Origin of the sequence: Gordonia sp. 852002-51296_SCH5728562-b (assembly GCF_001665475.1) — a bacterium.
Lineage (GTDB): Bacteria > Actinomycetota > Actinomycetes > Mycobacteriales > Mycobacteriaceae > Gordonia > Gordonia sputi.
Genome location: NZ_LZMI01000096.1, coordinates 24258 through 45161 on the forward strand (window position 1 = coordinate 24258; position 20904 = coordinate 45161).

The following is a 20904-nucleotide window of genomic DNA, read 5'->3' on the forward strand; positions in this document are numbered from 1 at the left end:
GCGATCACGTCCCACCGCCCGCCCGGTGCCGCGATCAGGGGTTGTGGGTCAGTGCCTGATCGGGGCGGGGCTCCACAATCCGCTGCGCGTTGCGGTGCCCGTGGTGATGGGTGCGCGGGTCGTCACGTCTCCGTAGGGCTGGTAGCGCTCGAGGGCGCCCCAGTCGCGGCCGATGTCACCCTGCAGATAGGTCGCGAGGGTCTCGGGCTGCTGCGACACCTCGAGCCACCCCAGCGGACCGCCACCGTAGGAGTCCTGCCACGCCGAGACGGCCGCGGCGAGGTCGGCGCCGGGCCTGATACGCCACTTCGGGATCTCAGCGACGCCGTAGTGGTGGGTGAACGGCCGCTGGCACGGGAAGACCAGCCCCGACGTCCAGTCGACGTGCACCGGGTCCTCACTGCCGACAACCTCTTGCAGTGTCTCCATGTGAGGCAGTCGCGGTGGGGTCACCACGATGAACCGATCGGCCGAGAGATTGTCGTCGTTGGCGACGATCCGCACCGCGGAGAGGTTGTCGGGAAGCGACGACGTGGTGATGCGGACGTTGCGCCACGACGGTTGCGGTCCCGGGTCGATCATCTCGGTCTCGCCGGTGGGCTTGAGGTCGGCGTCGCGGGTCGACGACCCGACGGGGTCGGTTGTGTACTCCAGCAGGAGGTTCGGGTTGTCGTAGCGTCCGGCGACCGAGAAGGTCAGCAGCGGCTGCTTCTTGTAGTCGGCGGGCAGTGCGTACCAGCCCGAGGTGAGGCGGGCGGGAACCTGATCGGTCGTCGAATAACTGCCCTCGACGGGTGTGCGTGCCGGGTCGAGCATGAACGGCAGACGTGCGTGGCTGCCGTTGACCCCGGCCGTCGAGAGCTCTCCACCGCCGGTTCCGCCACTGTTGGCGGTGAGGACGTCGTTGGTCGACGTCGCGTTGCCTGCGAGCACGCCCAGCGAGCCGGCGCTCGCCTGAGTGGTGAGGTCCTCGGGAACGCTGTTCGACGTGAATCCTGTTGTCGCAGGCCGGGATGCGTCGGGTTGGACGGTCGATGGGCCCGCGAGGGGGTCGGTCAGGGTCGGGTCGACGGGCGAGAGCATGTGGTCGTTGGGGTTGCGTTCCACCCACACCTTGTCGGCCATGCCGCACTGTTTGCCCGCGAGGGCCTCGATGTTCGAGCGTGGAACCGAGAACGACGACGACTGGTTGACCGCTGCGAATCCTGCCGTGACGAGTTCGAAGATCACCACGGCGGCTGCCACGTAAGCCAGCGGTGCGCCCGCGACGGAATCGATCGCCCTGCGGTACCAGCGTCGTCCGGTGTCGGTCTCACCGGGCGTGGTGTCCTGGGGCGTGGCGTCTTGGGGCGTCGTATCTCGGGGGTCGGTTCCGGTGAACGGCTCGCGGAAGTGGAACCACAGTGCGAGCAGCAACAGCAGCAGCGAGAGGTAGAGCAGTGCATTGCTCACCGAGAATCCCAAGCTGACCTGGCCGACGCCCCACGGCATACCCCACGCCGACGCGTAGTAGTACGAGTTGGGTGCCGTGAACGCCAAGCCCGCGATGAACAGCACGAGTGCTGCGAACAGGGTGCGGTTGCGCCGGGAATGCATGGCCTTGTTGCTCGCGGCGATGGCGGCGATGGCAGCCAAAGCCGCGGCAAGTCCGGCGAACACGCCGAAGTGGTGCGTCCATTTGGTCGGCGTAAACATCAGGAACACCAGCGACGCGAATGTGATGCCGACGATGCGTCGAGCAGGGCCGACGGCCGTTCCGGGGATGCGCGACTTGCGGATGAGCACCGCTGCCGAGACCACCATGCCGAGGATCATCGCGAGGACGGCGAAGCGTCGGGCGATCGAACCATCGGCCGAGAACGCGAACAGCGACGAGTACCGGTCGATCTCGTTGTACCAGTGTGCCGACGGCCCCAATGCGGTCTTCATCTTCGACGAGTCGGAGAACGCACGCAGCGTCAGGTTGGAGAAGACCACGAAGATGACGAACGTCCCGGAGGCGAGAACCGGTGCGAGCAGCGCTGCGTACGACCAGAATCCGCCGCCGATCGCGCGCGCACGTTTGATCAGGGCCAAGATGATCGGTCTCGCTCCCGCGATGAGCGCGGCAACCGCGAGCAGGCCTGTCGGACCCGCGGCGAGGCTGAACGCGCCGATCAGACACGCGATCGCGGCGGGGAGGATGCGTCCGGTCGCGATTGCGCGCTCGACCGAACACCAGGTCAGTAGCGCGCCGAGCGCGATGATCGGTTCCGGTCGCAGACCGTTGTCGAACGGGAACCACGATGCGAGGAAGACGAACGCGGCGGTCCAGCCGACGACGGGTCGGCTGATCGCGGCGCGGCCGAGTCGTGGCAGCACCTCGTGGCTGACGATCAACAACGACGCGATTCCGCACAGCAGGGCCGGTATGCGCACCCACGGGCTGGCGAGCGAGATATGGCTCATCAGGCCGAAGACCTCGTAATACCAGCCGAATGGCGCCTCCGGTGCACCGAACCAGCGGAAGTAGTTGGCCGTGTACTCACTGTTCTGCGCGACCCGCGACATCGTCAGCAGGTAGCCGTCGTCGGACGTGTTGGGTCCGATGAAGTGCCAGATGATCAGGGCGCCGATCACCACGTAGTCGCGGGCATTGAGTCGCCACCACTTCGCAGGGAAGATTCGACGATGCTTGCGGCCGTCCGTCGAATCGAGAACGGCAAGCGCCGACAACGACAACAGGGTGCACACGATACCGACGATCAGTACGAGCCATTTGAGGATCGTCGGGGCCGTCGAATAGCGCGAGTCGATGGTCACGTGTGCGCGCAGCCCGGGGAGTTCCGACGCCGCTCCGGACAGGTCGGTGAAGAGTCCGGTGACCTGTGGGCGCTGGTCGGAGCTATAGCTCTGCGATTCGCGGCCCTTGGTGGTCCCCATCAGCGCGGTACTGCCGGAGGCGGACTGGCCTGCTGGTGCCGTCATTCCGACGAACTCGGCGGTCACGGCGTCGGAGTCGGCGTGGACGACGATGTCACGGCATCCCTGCGAACGCATGTCGGCGAGCGTGGCCGACACCAGCGGCACGTTGCGCACGACGACTTCGATGCTCTGCTTGTCCGGCGAGTCGGCGGGGTTGCCGGTGCGGCGGATGAACAGACCGCGCTCAGCAGACTTCGCCGCCTGCTTGGGGGTCGTCGACAGCAAGACCGAATCGTCGGCGCCGAGCCGTTCGGCTGCCGAACACGGAACCGAGACGTCGAGGTCGATCGGGACGTACGAGATGAGTGGTGCCGAGACCGATCCGATCTCGCTGGATTCGACGCTGCCGGTGGAGGGCCAGTTGATCTCCGCCGTGGTCTGCTTGACCGGCATCAGCGGCGTGGCGAGCGCGAGGAATACTCCGAGCAGGCCGGTGACGATCGCGATGAGTTTCGCTCGTCTCACGGTCTGCGATTGCACAAGCAGTGATCCTAACGGCCGTGTGCGACGTCGCGAACTCTCGGTCACTCGTGCGTCTGACGCGCTCGTGGGTGTGGCGGTCTCGTGGGTGTCGGCGGTGGAGAGTATGGACGTGTGACCGGTCCCGGTGGATAGGCTTGCAAGCATGTCGACCGACGCCACGGGTACCGAACCGCTGCCGATCCTGCTGTTGAACGGGCCCAACCTGAACACACTCGGGATTCGACAGCCGCAGGTGTACGGTTCTGCGACGCTCGCCGACGTCGTCGAACTCGCCGAACGCACCGCCGGTGAACTCGGTTACGGCCTGCGGGCGGCGCAGACCAACCACGAGGGCGAGATGATCGACTGGCTGCACGAGGCGCGCGGCAACATCAGCGGGATCGTCATCAACCCGGCGGCGTGGACGCATACGTCGGTCGCGCTTGCCGACGCGCTCGTGATCCCCGACGTTCCGATCATGGAGGTGCACATCAGCAATGTGCACAAACGCGAGGAGTTCCGACACCACTCGTACGTGTCGCCGCTCGCCTCGGGGGTGATCATCGGCTACGGCATCCGCGGCTATGAGTTCGCGATTCGACGCCTCGTGGAGGTCCTGGGCTGATGGCCGATCTCGACGATCTCGGACGGACGGCGCTGGGTGTCGCGTGGGCGCGAGCTGTCGAGTCGTCGAGGGACGACGCACTGTTCGACGACCCGCTGGCCGAGGCGATCGCACGTATCCGGCCCCGCGGCTACGAATTCGGTGTACGCGAGGGCACCGACGGAAGCGGTTCGGACAAGATCCGAGCGATGTACGACTGGATCGTCGCGCGCACGGTGTTCCTCGACGAGGTGTTCGCCGATGCCGTCGGCGACGGCATCACGCAGTTCGTGATCCTCGGTTCGGGGCTGGACGGTCGGGGATGTCGGCTCGATTTCGGTTCGGGAGCAACGCTTTTCGAGGTCGAGAGGCCGTCCGTGGTCGAGGTCAAGGAGGATCTCGTCGCACAGTCGGGTCTTGCGCCGACCGTCGAACGTCGCGTGGTCGCTTCCGATCTGGCCGACGACTGGCTGCGTGCCCTGCAGGGCAAGGGTTTTCGGGCAGACCTACCGTCGGCGTGGCTCGCCGAGGGGTTGTTCGTGTACCTACCCGACGAGCTCGGTCTACGTGTCATCGAGGGCATCACCGCGGCATCCGAATCCGGCTCACGGATCGGGGTGACCGTGCGCCGCGCGGCGTCGTCGGTTGTCGACGATTCCTCTGCTCCTTCGGCTGCTGACCCGTTTGCTGATGTGCGGAAGTTGTGGCGCAGCGACGTCGACGTTGCGCAGCATCTCGACGCCGCCGGGTGGAACTGCGAGCTGTCAAAGACACGCGACGTGCTTGCCGCTCATGGACGTTCGCTGTCCGAGACCGCCGACGCGCAAGAGTCGGCGACGCTGCTGTCGGGTGTACGACGCCAACGCGGCCACGGGACGATCGACCGCTCCTGACGGATCGCTCAGCGCGCCGGGTTTATCGTGGCCGGGGTTATCGGGCCGGGGTTACCGAGTCAGGGCTTCTCGGGCCATCTCGGCGACGGGGCCGTCGAGGCGAGGTCCGTGTCCCGGGAAGAGCACTGTCGCGTCGAGGTCGGCGAACGATTCGACGCTGCGTCGGGTCGCGGCGTCGTCGTGATTGAAGAAGCGTGGAAGTAGTTGCGGCCCTTGGTGTCCGGAGAGTGGGTGGCCGCTGATCAGGGCGTCGCCCGAGACGAGTACCGCGCCGTCGGCGACGAGGAAGGCGCTGTGTCCATCGGTGTGGCCGTGAGCAATCACCGGCTGTGGTTGCCCGGGGAGGTTGAGGGCGCCGTCGGTCGAAAAGGGTTGTGCGGTGGCGATTCCGGCCCGGCTGAGTACGCCGAGAGGTGTGACCATCGCCAGCCATCGCCACGCGCGTGGCTGCCACGCGATCGCGGCGATGTCGAGTGGACCCGCCTGCTGCAGGACATCGCGGTGTGCGTGTGCCACTTCGGCGGGGTCGACGAATACCGGGAAGCCGAAGCGGTCCACCAGTTTCGCGAGTCCTCCGATGTGGTCGACGTGAGCGTGGGTGAGCAGTGCGGCTTTGATGTCGGTGGGGCGTGCGCCGATCGACTCGATCGAGGCCACCACGTCGTCGGCGTTGCCCGGATATCCGCCGTCGATCAGAGTGATGCCCGAATCGTCGCGCAGTAGAACCCAATTCACCCCGGCGGTGTGTACCAGGTACGTGGTCGACGACGCGGCGTCGACCGAGGTGATCTCGAAGGCGCTCACTTGCGCACCACCAGAACGAACGGTCCTACGTCGGTGACCTCGAAACGAGGGTCGTTGAAGAGGTTCGGGTCGAATGTCACCGTGTAGCGCTTGACGTTTGGATCGTTCGGGTAGACGTCTGCGGCGAGGCGCAGTGCGTAGCCGTCCGCGGAGTAGCGGAACAGGAAGACATTCGGCGGTGTCCAGGGCGCGGCGTCGAGTTGGCGGACGAGGTCGTCGGCCGACGATGCCTTGGACCAGGTTTCGATGGTTGCGGCTCGTTTGTCGAACTCCGCCAACGGGTTTGCGTAGTGCGAGGTGAGTCCTTGGAAGCCCCAGTACGGGTAGACCGAGAGGAACCCGTAGTCGGCTGTGAGCACGACGTTGTCGGTCGCCTGGCGTCCGGTCTTCTCGCCGATGAGCTTGTCGATCTGCGGGTAGTACGACTCGGCCCCGGGCGGACGCTTGTCGGCACGGTCTCCGTAGCCGTCGGTGTCGGTGTAGGCGGTCGTGATCTCGTTGGAGAGATAGGCTGGAATGCTCTGTGCCACAGCAATTGCCGCGAGAGCCGCGAGTACACCGACCACGACGCGCACGTCACCGAATCTGCCGACGGCCCAGTGGGCGACCTCGACGACGCCGAACACTCCCGCCGCCGCGAGCACCGCGACGAGGATCGGTTCGAGTCGGAAGCCGAGCAGCGTCGTACCGGCAGCAGTTGCCAGCATCGAGAGCAGACTCATCAGGTAGATGCCGACGACCGTGATGCCCAGTGCCGCGGCGATGGTGCGTTGGCGGAATCGGAGCAGAATCCAGACGAGGCCGATGAGGGTGATCGCGCCGACCAGGCTGAGGTGGAACATCGGCCACGGCAAGAACGAACCGCGTTCTGGCAGATAGTGTTCGGCGGTGCCGCCGCTCGCGGGCTCACTGCGCGCTCGGGCCAGGAGGTAGGGAGCCCACACGGTCAATGCGATGAGCCCGGCGATGACACCCATCACCACCAGCCGCCCGAGCACAGCCAGGACGACGCCGCGTCGGGTTTTCGACACTTCTTCGCGGGCCAGCGCCTTGTTGGAGGCGTTGACCCAGCCCTGAACGATGAGCGCCAATGCCATCAGGATCGCGACGCCCGCGAACAGCCCCGTGTAGAGCGTGTAGAAGGTTGCGCTCAGACCGAGGAAGAGGCCGGTTGCCACCACCGCTGCCCAACTTGTGCCGGAACGCAGTGAGGCTGTCGGACCGTCGACGTGACGCGAACGACCGCGCAGACCGTAGAGCATGGGGATCAGCATCGGCACGCCGATCATGATCAGCACCGCCGCGTACGGCTCGGGACCCGCGTACATCAACGTCACGACGGTGACGGCCAGCGCTGTCGCGATGCCGCGGTCGGCGCGCACCATGCGTGCCCAGAGCACCACTCCGATCGCCGAGGCGACCGCCATCGAGAGGATTGCCCACGGTTTGAACGCCTCCCAGCCGGGCAGACCCATCAACGACGCATAGCGGCCTCCGCCCCAGAACCATCCCGCCGGATAGTAGGGAGCCAGGTGCAGATAGGTCATGTCCGCCAGGTGTGGACTACTGGTGAGGCGGGTCAGGTATTCGGTGCGGAACTGCTGGTCGGCGGAGAGTCCGAAGAGGTAGAGGCGCGTCGCCCCGAGTGGCATGCCGAGCGTGACGGTGACCAGCCCGGAGATGCCCGCGGTCGACAGTAGGGTGACCAGCCACCGCGCTTTGCCATAGCGATACAGCAGTGCCGCGATCACCAGGATCGCCACGGCCACCACCTGGCCCGCCGTGGTCAGCGAGCGGGTGACGTTCGACGAGTTGAACGCCGGCCACTGCACCGTGTCGATGGCTTTGAGACCGACGAAGGCCACGACCGCCCCCACGACCACCGCGATGACCAGGTCGATCAGGGTGCGAACATGGCGATCGGCTCGACACTGAAGGGTCGCAGAAGCCTGTGGACTGGAGTCGTCGGTGGTCGGGCTCTGCGTTGACGTCACGCGTCTATTTCTAGCAGGGGCCGTACTGGCCCACGCCGGACGCCGCAGCGCGACGGCGTGTGGCCCCCGAGACGGTGTCTGGGGGCTGTCGCTCGTGCGGGAGTGGGGTCAGAAGGGCGGGTCGCCGGTGTCGGGGTCGTTGGCGAGCCGCCAGGCGCGGGTGTCGGCGCGGTGTTGTCCGATGCGCGCGCTATGAGCGGCGGCGAGCCGTCCGGGGATGCGTCGGTCTGGGTGATCGGGCTCGTCGAGGTCGGGGAAGAGGTCGCGACCGTTGTACGCGTTGCCGACGAAGTGGTAGCCGCCCGGGGACCGGAAGATGGCGCGGCCCATGGGGGTCTGATGGTCGCGCCAGCCGACTGCGAAGGTTTTGTGGCGGTGGTGGAAGCGGCACAGCGGGCGCAGGTTGGCGCGCTCGGTGAGTCCACCGGCTTTCGGATTGCCGTGGTTGAACGGCTTGGCATGGTCGACGTCGGCGCTGGCGACTTTGTTGGTGCAGCCGGGGAAGGTGCAGCAGAGTTCACCGGCCTTGACCAGAGCGGCGAGCTTCTTGGGTATCGGGTATCGGTGGACGGCGCGGGCGGATGCTTCGTGGTCGGGGTGGATGTAGTTGCGTTTGGCCTCGGTGAGTAGTGCGCGGGCGGTGTCGGCGTCGATGAGGCCGTGGCCGTCGAGGAAGGCGGGGTTGTTGTCGTGGCCGAGGAGGGTCGAGAGATTGACCACGATGTGGAACATCGGCCGCGGCGCGAGTGCAGCAGAGTCAGCAGGAGTTGGGGGCTGGTTCTGGGTGCCGTTCTCGGCGCGAGTGCGTACGGTGTGGCACTCCGGGCAGTCGCAGGGCAGGGTGGGCAATCCCTGTGCGAGGGCGGTGAGCGCGTCGGCGCGCTGTTGGGCGTGGGTGCGGGGGTCGTCGGGGTGGATGTTGACGATCATGTCTTCGAGGCGTGTATCGAGGATGGCTGCCGCGCTGGCGGGGAGTTGGCCGTCGATCTTCGATTGGCCGGGTTCGTCGCGGTGGGGGCGGATTCCGAGGTAGCGGCGGCTGGTGGCAGTCTCGCGGCGGCGGGCGGCGCCGTCGGGGTCGACGCATTCGATGGTGGCATCGATCATGGTGCGGAATCGGGTGAGCGACATGGGTTCCCGCGCTCCGATCGCTGCAGCGAGTGCGGTGTCGACGGCGTCGAGGTGGGCGTCGTCGACGTTGTCGGTGCGGGCGACGACGTCGTGGAAGCGGGGTAGGTCGATGCGGCCAGTGGCGAGAAACCGCGCGGTTTTGGGGAGTCGGTAGCGCAGGGCGGCACCGGTTTCGATCATCTTCTTGGCGTGGGCGGGCGTGAGACAGAGGGTGGCGCCAAGTTCGGCGATGGCTGTGGTCAGGCCGTCAGGGCCGAAGCGGGCCAGCGGGTTCTGGTTGTTCTGAGTCAGGAGTGCGGCGAGCTGTTCGGGGTCGGTACAGCCGTCGGGGACGGCGTGCTCGCCGGTTCCGATTTCAGCGTCGATGCGCTGGAGGTATTCGGCCTCGCGTTCTTCGTACAGCAGGATTGCGGCTTGCAGCATGCGATAGTCGGCGCACGCCTTGATCGCGTTGGTGTGGAAAAGCACCTCGACGAGTTCGCGTGAGTAGAGGCGTTCGTCGTCGGCGAGCTGGGTCAGCAAGGATTCGACGCCCGAGGTCTCCACGTCATCGGCGCGGCTGAGGGCGTCATCCGGGTCGGGGTCATCGTGAGCCATATCTAGAACATACATTCGAGGTCTGACAATTCTGTCCGCCCGCGATAGTTGCAGGTAGATCGGGTCTGATTCGCTCGGCGTGGCGGCGTGGCGGCGTGGCGGCGTGAGAGGCTGGTCTGATGTCTGTGACGCTGCGCTACATGGAAGCCCGGCTACTGCCCGCCTGGCTTGAGAGAAGTAAAGCCGGGTATACCAAGGACCTGATCAGGTCGGGTTATGCCCGCGACGACGCTCCGCGCCGCGCTGAGGAAAGCATGACTCGCTTGTTGCCCTCCGGTGCACCGGCCCCGGGGCACGCGATCTTCGACGTGGTCGGTGACGACCATGAACCCGTCGGCTACCTCTGGATCGGGCCGGATACCAGCGACGACGCCGGGGCTTGGTGGGTCTGGGACATCGAGATCGACGACGACAAGCGTGGGCGGGGTTTCGGCCGAACTGCCATGATCCTCGCCGGGGACTACGCCCGACAGCAGGGCGCTCACACCCTCGGCCTCAATGTCTTCGGGTTCAACGTCGCGGCGCGCAACCTGTACCAGTCGATCGGCTACGAGCCCACCGCGATCCAGATGCGCAAGCGACTCGATCAGGACTAGAGCAGCGTCGATCTCCAACCTTCCCACGAACGTTCGAGCTTGGTCATGCAGCTAGTGGCTGGCGATGCGGACGGCGTGGCGGATCGTGTCGACAACATCGATGCCGGGGATGGTCAGTTCGAGTGCGCCCGTTGACGACAGGACCGCTATCCCGTGTAGCGCGACCCACAGTGAGGCTGCGACTCTGTCGGGATCTGTTGTACGACCGCTCTTCTGAATGACGGACACCAGCCACTCGTACAGCGGGCGCGACGCGTTTCGAAGCTCGGCGCCCGACCCCTCGAGTAGGTCGTGACGGAAGATGAGCGTGAACATCGCAGGTCTGCGTCGCGCGAAGTCGACGTAGGCGATCCCGATCTCCACGAGGTCGTGGTCGGATGCCAGGTCTGCAGTTTTGAGTGCTTCAGCTAGATCGTGCAGGCCCACTTCGGCGATCCCTGCAAGCAGGCTCCGGTGCGTCGGAAACCAGCGTCGGGGCGCTCCGTGAGACACGCCGGCGCGCCTCGCGATCGCCCGCAATCCGACGTCGGCAGAGCCTGTCTCCTCCAATAGTTCGACGCCCGCGCGTACAAGTGCGGATCCGGTGTCTTCGACGGTCACGTAGACAGTGTCTCCTATCTCGTGTAGACACTGTCTATGCGCTTGTGGACAGCAGTGGTTTATCGCGTGTGTCGATACCTTGTCATCGGGCCGACGCTGTACGTGTTTGGGCGGCCGAAGGTCACGGGCCGCGAGCACATCCCACGATGCGGGCCGGTGATCTTGGCGGCCAACCACCTCGCCGTGCTGGACTCGTTCTATCTGACACTCGCTGCGAGGCGACATGTGACGTTTCTGGCTAAGCGCGAATACTTCGACAAGCCAGGGCTCTTCGGCCGGACGCAACGGCGGTTCTTTGCGGCAATGGGGCAAATCAGCGTCGACCGGCGTGGGGGTAGCGCGTCGTCGTCGTCGCTGCGAGCCGCGACGACGATCCTCACGCACGGAGGGGCGTGGGGCATTCATCCCGAGGGCACACGCTCGCCTGACGGTCGGCTCTATCGAGGCCGAACCGGCGCTGTTCGAGTCGCAATGGACACGGGCGCACCACTGATACCAGTCGCGATCACGGGAACGAGACCGGGATCTGCGGTGCGCTGGTGGCAGCAGCGGGTCTGTATTCACATTCTCGAGCCACTAGAACTCGATCCGTATCGCGTCGAAGGAGCGGCCGGCATCAGGGCGGCGACTGATGAGTTGATGCGCAGGATCTCGACGCAAACGGGGCAGTCATGCGTCAATACGTATGCGCGAGAGTGGAAGTCGCATGCCAAAGAGTCCGACGCGGCGTGATGGTTGCCAGCGTCGGGCCGTCGGCTCGGGGCCGCCCTGTGTAGAACTGCGCCAGGCCGGGGTGATGCTCAACCGCCCAGCGATCCGTATGACGTTCACCGCCGAAATCCGCTCAGGCTGTCATATGGATCTGTAGCGCTGCGCCAGGTCGGGGTCTTCTCGACGGCCAGCGATCTGTTTGACGTTTACCCTTGGAATCCGCCCGGACTGTCATCGGGTCGCCGGCCGGGGTCCGCGCCAGGCGGACGCGCACGCAGGCATCGGTACCGTGGACAGCAAAGCGCAAGGAGGCGTCTACCCGTATGCAGTCACCCGTCCGCGACTATCTGACCGAGGTCCTCGATTCGCTCGACGCCGAGCGCGGTGGAGCCGTCGCCGACTACATTCCTGACCTGGCCGAGGCCAACCCCGATTTGTTCGCCATCGCGATCACAACCGTCGACGGCCGCACGTACTCCGTCGGCGACGAGGACGTCGAGTTCTCCATCCAGTCGATCTCCAAGCCTCTCGCCTACGCGGCAGCCCTTGCCGACCGCGGATTCGATGCGGTGCTGGAGAAGGTGGGCGTCGAGCCGTCCGGTGAAGCCTTCAACGAGCTCTCCCTGGAGAGCGGTACCTGCCGGCCGCGCAACCCGATGATCAACGCGGGTGCGATCACCACCCATGGGCTGCTCGTCGACGACGATGCTGACGTCGAGTCCCGCGTCGAGCGGGCGCGCAGCTTCTTCTCCACACTCGCCGGACGTGAGCTCGCAGTCGATCAGGCTCTCCACAAGTCCGAAATGGACTCAGCCGACCGCAATCTCGCGATCGCGCACATGCTGCGCAACTACGGGATCGTCGCCGACGCGCCGCACGACATCGTCGACGGATACATCCAACAGTGCTCAATCATGGTGACCGCCAGCGATCTTGCTGTGATCGGAGCGTGTTTTGCCAACGGCGGCGTGCACCCCGTCTCCGGCGAGCGGGTGATGAGTCGACGCATCGCGCGTCAAGTGATGTCGGTGATGGCAGGCTGCGGCATGTACGACGGCGCGGGCGAGTGGCTGACCACCGTCGGCATTCCGGCGAAAAGCGGTGTGGCGGGCGGACTTCTCGGGACGCTGCCCGGCCAGTGCGGCATCGCGGTCTTCTCGCCGCGGCTCGACGAACACGGCAACAGCACGCGCGGTGTGTTGGCGTTCCGTCGGCTGTCAACCGACATGAACATGCACATGGTCGACGCCGAGCCCTACGGAACCACCGTGCTGCGCGATCCGAACCTCCGACGATTCGACGACCTTCGAACTGCAGGGAGTCATCCAGTTCAGTGGCGCAGAGTACGTCCTCGACAGTTTGGCCGCCGACGAAACAGGCACCCCCACTGTGGTTTTCGACGTCAGTCAGGTCAGCCACTTCGCTGACGTCGGGCGTCGGATGATCCTGGAGGGTATGCGTCGTGTCCGCGAGGACGGGCGCCGCGTCGTATTGATTGATCCCGACGACACTCTGCCCGATCCCGATCTGGGCGACGGAAGCTATCCGGACAGATCATGACTGGTGATGCGCGGCAAGCACGCGCGCGGATGAATCACACCGAGGACACGAATCGGCGAATGCTGCGCGCGCGTGATGCGATGGATTGCCGGTTCGCTGAACCCCTGGACCTCGGTGCGCTGGCGGCGATTGCGCACGTGTCGGAGTCGCACTTCAGCCGCGTGTTCAAGGCGACCTTCGGCGAGACGCCGCACCGCTACCTCCAACGACGACGGATCGAGCGAGCGTCGTCAATGCTGCGCGAGACGCAGCTGTCGATCAGTGACATCAGCACCGCAGTCGGGTTCAGCAGTTTCGCGACCTTCACCAGGACCTTCGGGCAGATCATGAGCGAGACACCCACCGCGCATCGCCGTCACGCCGGGGACCACGGTGCGCCAATCTGCGCGGTCAAGGCGCTACGCCGGCCGGCAGGAGCTCCTGTCGCCAAGAGAGCAGTTTTGGACAAGTGAGACCGAGGCAGCGCCGGTAGCGTTCCCGCCATGCCCAACACGATCATTCTGTCCCAGATATACGTACTCGACCACGACGAAGCCCTTGACTTCTACGTCGGCAACCTCGGCTTTGAGGTCCACTCCGACGTCGACATGGGTTTCATGCGATGGCTCACCATCAATCTGCCGTCCGACCCCGACCGCCAACTCATGTTGGAGATCCCCGGGCCACCGTCGTTGAGCCCGGAGACCGCAGCCCAGGTTCGCGACCTATTGACGAAAGGTGCTGGCGGTGGCTGGTTTTCGATGTCAACCGATGATGCCTATGCGACCGCAGACACACTTCGGGCCGGAGGCGTCGACTTCACCGATGAACCGACCGATCGTGACTACGGCATCGATTTCGGTATCCGCGACCCGTTCGGCAATCGAATCCGCATCGGACAGATGAAGTCTCGCCCCTGAGTCTCGCGAGCGTGGCTTCCGGTACGCCTAGACCGGCAGCTTGCGGAAGACCTTGCGCGGTATGTGGCGCAGCACGGTCATAATGAACCGGAAAGTGCCTGGCACCCAGACGATTTCCTTGTTGTCGTCGACAGCCTTGATGACGGCCTTCGCGACGACGTCCTTGTTGACGGTGAGCGGAGCTTCCTTGACGTTCGCCGACAGTCGGGTCCGCACCTGGCCGGGACGCACGACGAGAACGTGCACGCCGTCGTCGGCCAGCGCCTCGCCGAGGCCGAGGTAGAAGCCGTCGAGACCTGCCTTCGACGATCCGTACACAAAGTTGCTGCGTCGAACACGCTCGCCCGCAACCGAACTCATCGCGACGATCTGGGCGCGTCCCTGGTGCTTCATCTTGTCGCCGAGCAGCACCCCAACACTCACCGCGGCGGTGTAGTTGATGGTCACCTCGGTCACGGCCTTGCGCTGGTCCTGCCAGACCTCTTCGTCGTCGAACTGCACACCGGCAGCGACGATAGCGAGGTCGACATCGCCTCCGGCAAAAGCCTTCTCGATGGTCTCGGGGTGCGTCTCGGGCTTCGTCGCGTCGTAGTCGATGAGCTCGACCGACGTCGCACCCGCCTTGCGCATGGTGTCGGCTGCGGCGTCGGCGGTCGGATCACCGGGCACGACGGCGAGGATCACGCGGGCGGGTCCACGAACGAGGAACTCGCTGGCAATGGCGAGTCCGATCTCGGAACTGCCACCGAGGATCAGGATCGACTGCGGCGAATCGACGGCGTTGAACATTGGTTGGTGTCTCCTCGGGTGTTGGGAAGTAGTTGGTGGTCTGAACGGGCAACCGGATTCGGCCGCAACGCAATTCAGTACAAGCGAGCCGAGTTCACGTCAGTTGAGTTCGAGTCGACGGCCCATGTCGGACAGGAACACGCCGGTCGGGTCGATCTCGCGACGCTTGGCGATCCACTTGTCGATCTCCGGGTACATCTTGTGGAAGTGCTCGGCAGACGTCCGCGAATCCTTTGCGGTGTACAGCCTTCCGCCGATCTCCATGACCCGACGGTCCATGTCGTTGAGGAACTCCGCGAGCCCTGCACGCAGCGGGAAGTCGAGGCAGACGTTCCAGCCCTCGAACGGGAACGACAGCGGCGCTTTGGGATTGCCCTTACCGAACAGCTTGATCACGTTGAGGAAGCTGATGTGACCCGACGCCTGGATGTCGGTGATGATCTTCTTGAACTCGTCCTCGTTGCCCTTGGGCACGATGAACTGGTACTGCGTGAATCCACCACCCTTGCCGTACGCGACGGGGCGTCCGTAGGCGTTGTTCCAGTTCCCGATCAGATCGAGCGGGTGATAGAACTGCGGCAGACTCTCGATGACGTCGCGCTTGTTCGATCCGGCCCGGTAGTAGAGCTCGCCGATGAGTCCGAAGTCGAATTTGTTGTCGAGTCCACGCGGGAAGATATTCGGCAGCGTGATCAGCGGCTTCGGGTTGAACTTGAGCGGATCCTTCTTGAGCTTGTCAGGCAGTTCGTCGAACGTTGCCAGATTGCCGCGGCTGAACGAACCGCGACCGAGCTTCGGGGCGGCGCTCATCGTGTCGAACCAGCCGGACGCGTACTCGTAGCCGTCCTCGTAGTTGTCCTCGAGGTGCAGCGCGATGGTCTCGTCGAGGTTGTTGGTGGTGAAGGTGTCGGCCTTGAAGTAGGCCGTCTCGGTGCGCTTGAGCTTGATCTTCACGCGCAGCACGATGCCCGTCAGGCCGATGCCTGCCACCGTGCACCAGAACAGCGAGCCGTCGGGATCGTCGGGCGAGCCGTCGGGAGTCAGGGTGAGAATCCGGCCGTCGGCAACAAGGAGTTGCATCTCGGTGACGTGATCGCCGAACGCGCCCGTCGCGTGGTGGTTCTTGCCGTGGATGTCGTGCGCGATGGCGCCACCGACGGTCACCTGCCTCGTGCCGGGCATCACCGGCACCCAGAAGCCGCGGGGCACGACCACCTTCATCAGGTGATCGATCGAGAGGCCCGCGTCGACGTCGACGATGCCGGCCTCTTCGTCAAGAGAATAGATCCTGGTCAGCGGCGTCATGTCGATGGTCAGGCCACCGGAATTCTGCGCCGACTCGTTGTACGAGCGGCCGAGTCCGCGGGCGATGACCCCACGCTTGAGGTAATCGGGTTTGTCGGCGTTGTCGTCGGCAACCCGAGCCACCGCATCGGCGATGACCTCGGGGTATGGCGTCGACAGGACATGCCCGGTGATCGGGGTGGTACGTGACCATCCGGCCAGCGTGCGCGTGGTGATCGGCAGGAGCTCTTCAGTAGACATCGTTAGGGATCTTACCGCGACGGCAGATACGCCCGACGCAGCTTGTCAGCCTTCGAGCACCAACGCCGCCGCGTTGTGTCCGGGTATGCCACTGACACCACCGCCTCGACGCGCCGCCGCACCGGCGAGCAGTACGCGGGGGTGCCGCGTCTCGACACCCCACTGCCCGACGGTGTGCCGGTCCTGCGCCCACGGCCACTGCAGGCTCCGGTGGAAGATGTTGCCGCCGGGCAGCCCGAGTGCGGCCTCGAGATCCTGCGGCGTCTTGGCCTCGATACACGGATTGCCGTGGGCGTCGGTGCAGATGACGGACTGAATAGGTTCTGCGAGAACAGAATTCAGAGAGTTCAGAGTGGCTTCGACGGCCCTGCCGGTTGCCGACGGTGCGTCGAAGACCGCCGGAGGCATCTGGAGTCCGAACAGTGTCAGCGTGTTGCATCCGGCGAGCTCTGGTCCGAGGATTGACCTGTCGGACAGTGTGTGACAGTAGATTTCACACGGCGGGACGCTCGGGACCTTATCGATACTCGCCTGCTGCCACGCCGCGTGCAGCTGCCCGTACGACTCGTTGATGTGGAACGTCCCGGAGAACGCAGCGTCGGGAAGGACCGATCCATCACGAAGCGCCGGCAGCCGATCGAGCAGCATGTTGATCTTCAATTGTGCTCCGGCAGTGTCGGATTCGACGTCGAGCGGAACGTCGAGGCAGTCGTTGATCGACTGCGGCGCACACGCGACGTAGAGCATCGAGGCGCGGAGGGTGGTCTCGACTCGGCTGCTCGCTGCGCTCGCGGCCGGCTCGACCAGCGGGTGGGGGCTGCCCGCAGGCTGGACCAGCGGGTGGGGGCTGCCCGCAGGCTGGACCAGCGAGGAGGGGCCAGCCGTGGACCGCTCGACCAGCGGGGATGGGCCGCGCTCAACATGCGCGGAGCTGACGTACTCGACCGTGCCGTCGGCCGGGTCGATGCCGGTTATCCGCGCGCCGGTCACGATCCGGGCGCCTGCGGCGACGGCGGCTTCGTAGAGTGCGCCCGATACCGCACCCATGCCGCCGACCGGGACGTCCCAGTCGCCGGTGCCACCACCGATCAGGTGATAGAGGAAGCAGATGTTCTGGCGCAGTCGGGCGTCGTGGAGGTCGGCAAAGGTGCCGATCAGCGCGTCGGTGGCGACGACGCCGCGCACCAGGTCGTCGGCAAAATAGCGCTCGATGAGCTCGCCGAGTGGACGTTCGGTGAGCAGCTCCCAGATCTCGGCGAGCGACGTGTCGAGGCCGGCGGAGCTCGACGCACCGATCACCAGATCGCGCAGTTCGTCGCGGCTGCGCAGCGGCTCGATCAGCGTCGGGAAGACGCGACGTGCGATTTCACCCATCCGGCCGTAAAACCATTGCCACGACGCGAACTCCGTGTCATCGCCGGTGATGCGTCGAAACGATTCGGCGGTCGCAGACTCGTCCGCATTGTCGACGAGCAGGCCGCGAGTGGGGTCGGTGGGCAGCGGCGTGTACGACGAGTAGCGGCGTCGAATCAGCGAAATGTCCAGGTCCAGGTCGGTGATGATCTCGCGCGGCAGCAGCGACACCAGGTACGAGTAACGCGAAAGATGTGCGGGCACACCGGGAAACGGCGTCGCGGAGACGGTGGCACCGCCGACGTGGTCTGCACGCTCGAGCACCAGCACTCGACGTCCCGCACGCGCGAGGTACGCGGCAGCCGTCAGTCCGTTGTGACCCGCACCGATGATGATGTCGTCGAAGCGTTCCATGCATCGAGCATGACCACCGTCGTGACGTGTTGTCGAGGGTCGAGGTACCCGACCGGTCGCTACGCGGTGTCGGGTCGGGCACTTCGGATACGTCATGGTCACGATGCGCCAACGACGGGGGTTGTTCACCGGGCACGATCGGTCGTCGCGACCATATCCTTGTGAGCGTGGACATCCCTTCGGTCGAACTCTCGTCAGGATTCCGGTTACCTCTCGTCGGCCTCGGAACCTACGACATGCTCGGCATGCCCTGCGTCGACGCCGTGTCGGACGCGCTCAGGTCCGGATATCGCCTGCTCGACACCGCGTCGAGGTACTCCAACGAACTCAGCGTCGGGATGGGATTACGCGAATCCGGCATCGCTCGCGACGAGGTCGCCGTGCAGACCAAGCTCGGCGGTGGCGACCAGGGATTCGACGAGCCGATCAACGCGGCCAAGGAAAGCGCTCGACGGCTCGGCGTCGCACACATCGACATCTATCTGATTCATTGGCCGTGTCCGAGCCTCGGTCGAACCGTCGACTCCTGGAAGGCGCTGCTGACCCTCGCCGACGAGGGCTTCATCACCGTGCCGGGGGTCTCGAACTTCAAGGCACACCAACTGCAGATGCTCTACGACGAAACCGGCGTCTGGCCACAGGTCAACCAGATCCAGTGCTCGCCTGCACTCGCGCGAGATGAGTTGCGCGAGTTCATGTCCGAGCGTGGGATCGTCGCGCAGGCGTGGCATCCGACCGGCCGCAAGGAAGGCATGCTCGGCGACGCCGTGATCATCAGGCTCGCGCGCAAGTACGGCAAGTCGCCGACGCAGATCGCGTTGCGCTGGTCGGTGCAGCAGGGCATCTCGGTGGTCCCCAAGTCGTCGCATCACGGGCGGCAACTCGAGAACGCCGACCTCTTCGACTTCTCGTTCGACGACGCCGACCTCGCAGAACTCGCAACACTCGACCGTGGTGAGAAGGCGGCCCGCGACTCCGACGTCGAAGAGGAGTTCTGAAACAGCGCCCGCCCGGCACCGTCTAGGGTGGCAGGGTGCAAGACGCAACCTCCGACGACGGGCACGACCACAAGTCGCGGCACGAAGACTTCAAGACGCGCCACGCCCCGACTCCGATCGAAGTGCCGGTCGACGATGCGGAGGCCTCGACCGACGTTCCGCTGACGACACAGATCCTGCGGTTCGTCATCAGCGGCGTGATCTCCGGCATCCTCGACTTCGGACTGACCACGATCCTGCAGTTCGGTTTCGGGTTGCCGCCCGTGGTGTCGAAGGCCGTCGGCTTCATCTGCGGCACCACCTGCGCGTACATCATCAACCGGCGCTGGACGTTCCGTGCGTCGCCGAGTACGGCTCGCTTCATCGCCGTCGCACTGCTCTACTGCTGCACGTTCTTCGTCAACGTCGGCATCTACACCTGGCTGGCCCACGTGTGGGAGCACACGTTCCTCAACAGCCTCATCGCGTATGTGATCGCACAGGGCACTGCGACGGTCATCAACTTCGTGGTGCAGCGCACCGTCATCTTCCGAGTCACGTAGTCGTGCCGACCGCGGTTGTCGTCGGCGCAGGCCCGAACGGGTTGTCGGCAGCGGTCCGACTCGCGCAGGCGGGTCTTGACGTCACAGTCCTCGAGGGTGCCGACACGATCGGCGGCGGCACGCGGTCGGGCCCATTCGACGACGAGTTTCCCGAGGTCATCGTCGACCATTGCTCCGCGTTCCATCCGCTGGGGACGTCGTCGCCCTATCTGCGCACCCTGCCTCTCGACGAGCACGGATTGCGCTGGTCGTGGCCCGACATCGACTGCGCGCACCCGCGCGACGACGGCACTGCGGCGCTTCTCTTCCGCGACATCGAGCGCACCGCGGCCGGATTCGCCGACGCGGGTTTCCCCGGGGCGGGCGACCGGTGGCTCGCGCTCCTCGGCAAGGTGTCGACGCACTTCCCCGAGGTCGCCGACGACGTGCTCTCGCCGATGCTGGCGCTGCCGCATCACCCGCTGCTGCTGGCGCGTTTCGGGTTGCCCGCGCTGATGCCTGCGACGGCCCTTGCCAGCTTCCTCGGTCCGCACGCGGGCGCTCTGTTCACCGGCATGTCCGCGCACGGTTTCACCCGACTCGACGTCCCCGGAAGCTCGGCTGCCGGACTCATGCTGACCGCGGCGGGCCATCACGGCGGCTGGCCGGTGGCTGTCGGCGGGTCGTCGACGATCACGACCGCGCTCGCCGGACTCCTGCGCTCGCTGGGCGGCACGATCGAGACCGGACACACCGTCTCCGACCTCGCGCAGATCCCCGCCGACATCGTGATTCTCGACGTCACGCCGCGCGCGGCCGCCGACATCCTCGGTGCGCGCCAACCCAGCCGCATCGCTCGGTCATATCGGCGCTGGCGACGCGGCCCGGCGGCGTTCAAGGTCGACTATGTGATCGACGACGAGGTCGGGTGGACGGCGCGCGACTGCGCTCGTGCGGGCACGGTGCACCTCGGCGGCGAGGCGTCGGAGATCGCGAAGGCCGAAGCCGACGTCGCCGCGGGACGGATGCCTCGTCGACCCTTTACTCTCGTCGGGCAGCAGTGGGTCGCCGACGAGAGTCGAGCGTCGGGAAGTCTCAAGCCGCTGTGGGCTTATGCCCATGTGCCGCAAGGGTATTCGGTTGACGCGACAGAGTATGTGACCGCACAGATCGAGCGCTTCGCGCCGGGATTTCGGAGCAGGATCGTCGCGGTTCGTGCGACTTCGCCCGCAGAGCTGGAACGGGCGAATCCCAACTATCCCGGCGGCGACATCGGCGGTGGACGCAACGACCTGGTTCATCTCGTCGTACGGCCGCGACTCACCGCATCGCCGTACTCGACGGGAGTCGACGGCGTGTACCTGTGCTCGGCCGCGACACCTCCCGGGGGAGGTGTGCACGGGATGTGCGGCTTCGGTGCCGCTGAGGCCTCGCTGGCCGCGCTCCGCTGAGAACGTCACGGTAGCCGT

Annotated in this window: 17 protein-coding genes and 1 pseudogene; 10 read left to right on the plus strand and 8 right to left on the minus strand. The window is 65.6% G+C overall.

Annotated features, from left to right (window positions below; all coding sequences use genetic code 11):
- Positions 1-48: 48 nt before the first annotated feature.
- Positions 49-3444 carry an arabinosyltransferase domain-containing protein gene (locus A5766_RS16935; protein ID WP_064905653.1) on the minus strand — a complete coding sequence of 1132 codons (3396 nt, stop codon included), beginning with the start codon at positions 3442-3444 and terminating at the stop codon, positions 49-51.
- Positions 3445-3589: 145 nt separating this feature from the next.
- Between A5766_RS16935 and aroQ the strand changes: the two genes are divergently transcribed.
- Together aroQ and A5766_RS16945 are read left to right on the plus strand one after the other, a co-directional pair.
- On the plus strand, positions 3590-4051 hold the full coding sequence (aroQ, locus tag A5766_RS16940; RefSeq protein WP_064905628.1) for a type II 3-dehydroquinate dehydratase: 462 nt from the start codon (positions 3590-3592) through the stop codon (positions 4049-4051).
- A complete protein-coding gene (locus A5766_RS16945) occupies positions 4051-4923 on the plus strand; it encodes an SAM-dependent methyltransferase (protein ID WP_064905630.1) in 873 nt (290 codons plus the stop codon). The genes aroQ and A5766_RS16945 overlap by 1 nt, the downstream gene beginning before the upstream one ends.
- A 51-nt stretch (positions 4924-4974) precedes the next feature.
- Here the strand turns inward: A5766_RS16945 and A5766_RS16950 are convergent, their stop codons facing one another.
- From A5766_RS16950 to A5766_RS16960, 3 genes are all read right to left on the minus strand, one after another.
- Entirely contained in the window at positions 4975-5727 is a 753-nt protein-coding gene (locus A5766_RS16950; RefSeq protein WP_064905632.1) for an MBL fold metallo-hydrolase, read from the minus strand.
- Positions 5724-7721, minus strand: coding sequence for a galactan 5-O-arabinofuranosyltransferase (locus A5766_RS16955; protein WP_064905634.1), 1998 nt, complete (start codon positions 7719-7721; stop codon positions 5724-5726). Before A5766_RS16955 ends, A5766_RS16950 begins: the two co-directional genes overlap by 4 nt.
- Positions 7722-7829: 108 nt before the next feature.
- On the minus strand, positions 7830-9449 hold the full coding sequence (locus A5766_RS16960) for an HNH endonuclease signature motif containing protein (RefSeq protein WP_231894691.1): 1620 nt from the start codon (positions 9447-9449) through the stop codon (positions 7830-7832).
- A 119-nt stretch (positions 9450-9568) separates the two neighbouring features.
- On the opposite strand from A5766_RS16960, the gene A5766_RS16965 reads away from it, so the two are divergent.
- Positions 9569-10045 (plus strand): GNAT family N-acetyltransferase, encoded by a 477-nt coding sequence (locus A5766_RS16965; RefSeq protein WP_064905638.1) that lies wholly within the window; start codon positions 9569-9571, stop codon positions 10043-10045.
- A gap of 51 nt (positions 10046-10096) precedes the next feature.
- On the opposite strand, the gene A5766_RS16970 is transcribed toward A5766_RS16965, so the two are convergent.
- Positions 10097-10645, minus strand: coding sequence for a TetR/AcrR family transcriptional regulator (locus A5766_RS16970; protein WP_064862514.1), 549 nt, complete (start codon positions 10643-10645; stop codon positions 10097-10099).
- 36 nt (positions 10646-10681) lie between these two features.
- Here A5766_RS16970 and A5766_RS16975 point away from each other — a divergent pair, with 36 nt between their 5' ends.
- From A5766_RS16975 to A5766_RS16990, 4 genes and pseudogenes are all read left to right on the plus strand, one after another.
- Positions 10682-11377: a lysophospholipid acyltransferase family protein gene (locus tag A5766_RS16975; RefSeq protein WP_064862513.1), complete on the plus strand. Its 696-nt coding sequence runs from the start codon at positions 10682-10684 to the stop codon at positions 11375-11377.
- A gap of 302 nt (positions 11378-11679) precedes the next feature.
- Positions 11680-12916: pseudogene (locus tag A5766_RS16980) on the plus strand (glutaminase).
- Positions 12913-13368: a helix-turn-helix domain-containing protein gene (locus A5766_RS16985; protein WP_231894692.1), complete on the plus strand. Its 456-nt coding sequence runs from the start codon at positions 12913-12915 to the stop codon at positions 13366-13368. Before A5766_RS16980 ends, A5766_RS16985 begins: the two are co-directional and overlap by 4 nt.
- 30 nt (positions 13369-13398) lie before the next feature.
- Positions 13399-13815: a VOC family protein gene (locus tag A5766_RS16990; protein WP_005208187.1), complete on the plus strand. Its 417-nt coding sequence runs from the start codon at positions 13399-13401 to the stop codon at positions 13813-13815.
- 27 nt (positions 13816-13842) lie between these two features.
- On the opposite strand, the gene A5766_RS16995 is transcribed toward A5766_RS16990, so the two are convergent.
- The 3 genes from A5766_RS16995 to A5766_RS17005 form a co-directional block, all read right to left on the minus strand.
- Positions 13843-14604, minus strand: a complete 762-nt coding sequence (locus tag A5766_RS16995; protein WP_005208185.1) for a decaprenylphospho-beta-D-erythro-pentofuranosid-2-ulose 2-reductase — start codon at positions 14602-14604, stop codon at positions 13843-13845.
- Positions 14605-14703: 99 nt separating this feature from the next.
- Positions 14704-16149 carry an FAD-binding oxidoreductase gene (locus A5766_RS17000; protein WP_005208183.1) on the minus strand — a complete coding sequence of 482 codons (1446 nt, stop codon included), beginning with the start codon at positions 16147-16149 and terminating at the stop codon, positions 14704-14706.
- 45 nt (positions 16150-16194) lie between these two features.
- The gene (locus A5766_RS17005; RefSeq protein ID WP_064905640.1) at positions 16195-17916 is read right to left on the minus strand and encodes a phytoene desaturase family protein; all 1722 of its coding nucleotides are present in this window, start codon (positions 17914-17916) and stop codon (positions 16195-16197) included.
- A 167-nt stretch (positions 17917-18083) separates the two neighbouring features.
- On the opposite strand from A5766_RS17005, the gene A5766_RS17010 reads away from it, so the two are divergent.
- The 3 genes from A5766_RS17010 to A5766_RS17020 are packed head-to-tail and all read left to right on the plus strand — an operon-like array spanning position 18084 to position 20886.
- A complete protein-coding gene (locus tag A5766_RS17010; RefSeq protein ID WP_005208179.1) occupies positions 18084-18914 on the plus strand; it encodes an aldo/keto reductase in 831 nt (276 codons plus the stop codon).
- A gap of 35 nt (positions 18915-18949) precedes the next feature.
- Complete coding sequence (locus A5766_RS17015) at positions 18950-19456, plus strand: GtrA family protein (RefSeq protein WP_005208178.1); 507 nt, start codon at positions 18950-18952, stop codon at positions 19454-19456.
- Positions 19457-19458: 2 nt separating this feature from the next.
- The gene (locus tag A5766_RS17020) at positions 19459-20886 is read left to right on the plus strand and encodes a phytoene desaturase family protein (RefSeq protein ID WP_005208177.1); all 1428 of its coding nucleotides are present in this window, start codon (positions 19459-19461) and stop codon (positions 20884-20886) included.
- The last annotated feature ends 18 nt before the right edge of the window (positions 20887-20904 follow it).

What these genes read in the sequence shown, in the direction of transcription:
- A5766_RS17000 (WP_005208183.1), bottom strand. Translation starts at nt 16,149, where the DNA reads ATGTCTACTGAAGAGCTCCTGCCGATCACCACGCGCACGCTGGCCGGA.
- A5766_RS16990 (WP_005208187.1), top strand. Translation starts at nt 13,399, where the DNA reads ATGCCCAACACGATCATTCTGTCCCAGATATACGTACTCGACCACGAC.
- A5766_RS16985 (WP_231894692.1), top strand. Translation starts at nt 12,913, where the DNA reads ATGACTGGTGATGCGCGGCAAGCACGCGCGCGGATGAATCACACCGAG.
- A5766_RS17005 (WP_064905640.1), bottom strand. Translation starts at nt 17,916, where the DNA reads ATGGAACGCTTCGACGACATCATCATCGGTGCGGGTCACAACGGACTG.
- A5766_RS16995 (WP_005208185.1), bottom strand. Translation starts at nt 14,604, where the DNA reads ATGTTCAACGCCGTCGATTCGCCGCAGTCGATCCTGATCCTCGGTGGC.
- A5766_RS16965 (WP_064905638.1), top strand. Translation starts at nt 9,569, where the DNA reads ATGTCTGTGACGCTGCGCTACATGGAAGCCCGGCTACTGCCCGCCTGG.
- aroQ (WP_064905628.1), top strand. Translation starts at nt 3,590, where the DNA reads ATGTCGACCGACGCCACGGGTACCGAACCGCTGCCGATCCTGCTGTTG.
- A5766_RS16960 (WP_231894691.1), bottom strand. Translation starts at nt 9,449, where the DNA reads ATGGCTCACGATGACCCCGACCCGGATGACGCCCTCAGCCGCGCCGAT.
- A5766_RS16975 (WP_064862513.1), top strand. Translation starts at nt 10,682, where the DNA reads ATGCGCTTGTGGACAGCAGTGGTTTATCGCGTGTGTCGATACCTTGTC.
- A5766_RS16945 (WP_064905630.1), top strand. Translation starts at nt 4,051, where the DNA reads ATGGCCGATCTCGACGATCTCGGACGGACGGCGCTGGGTGTCGCGTGG.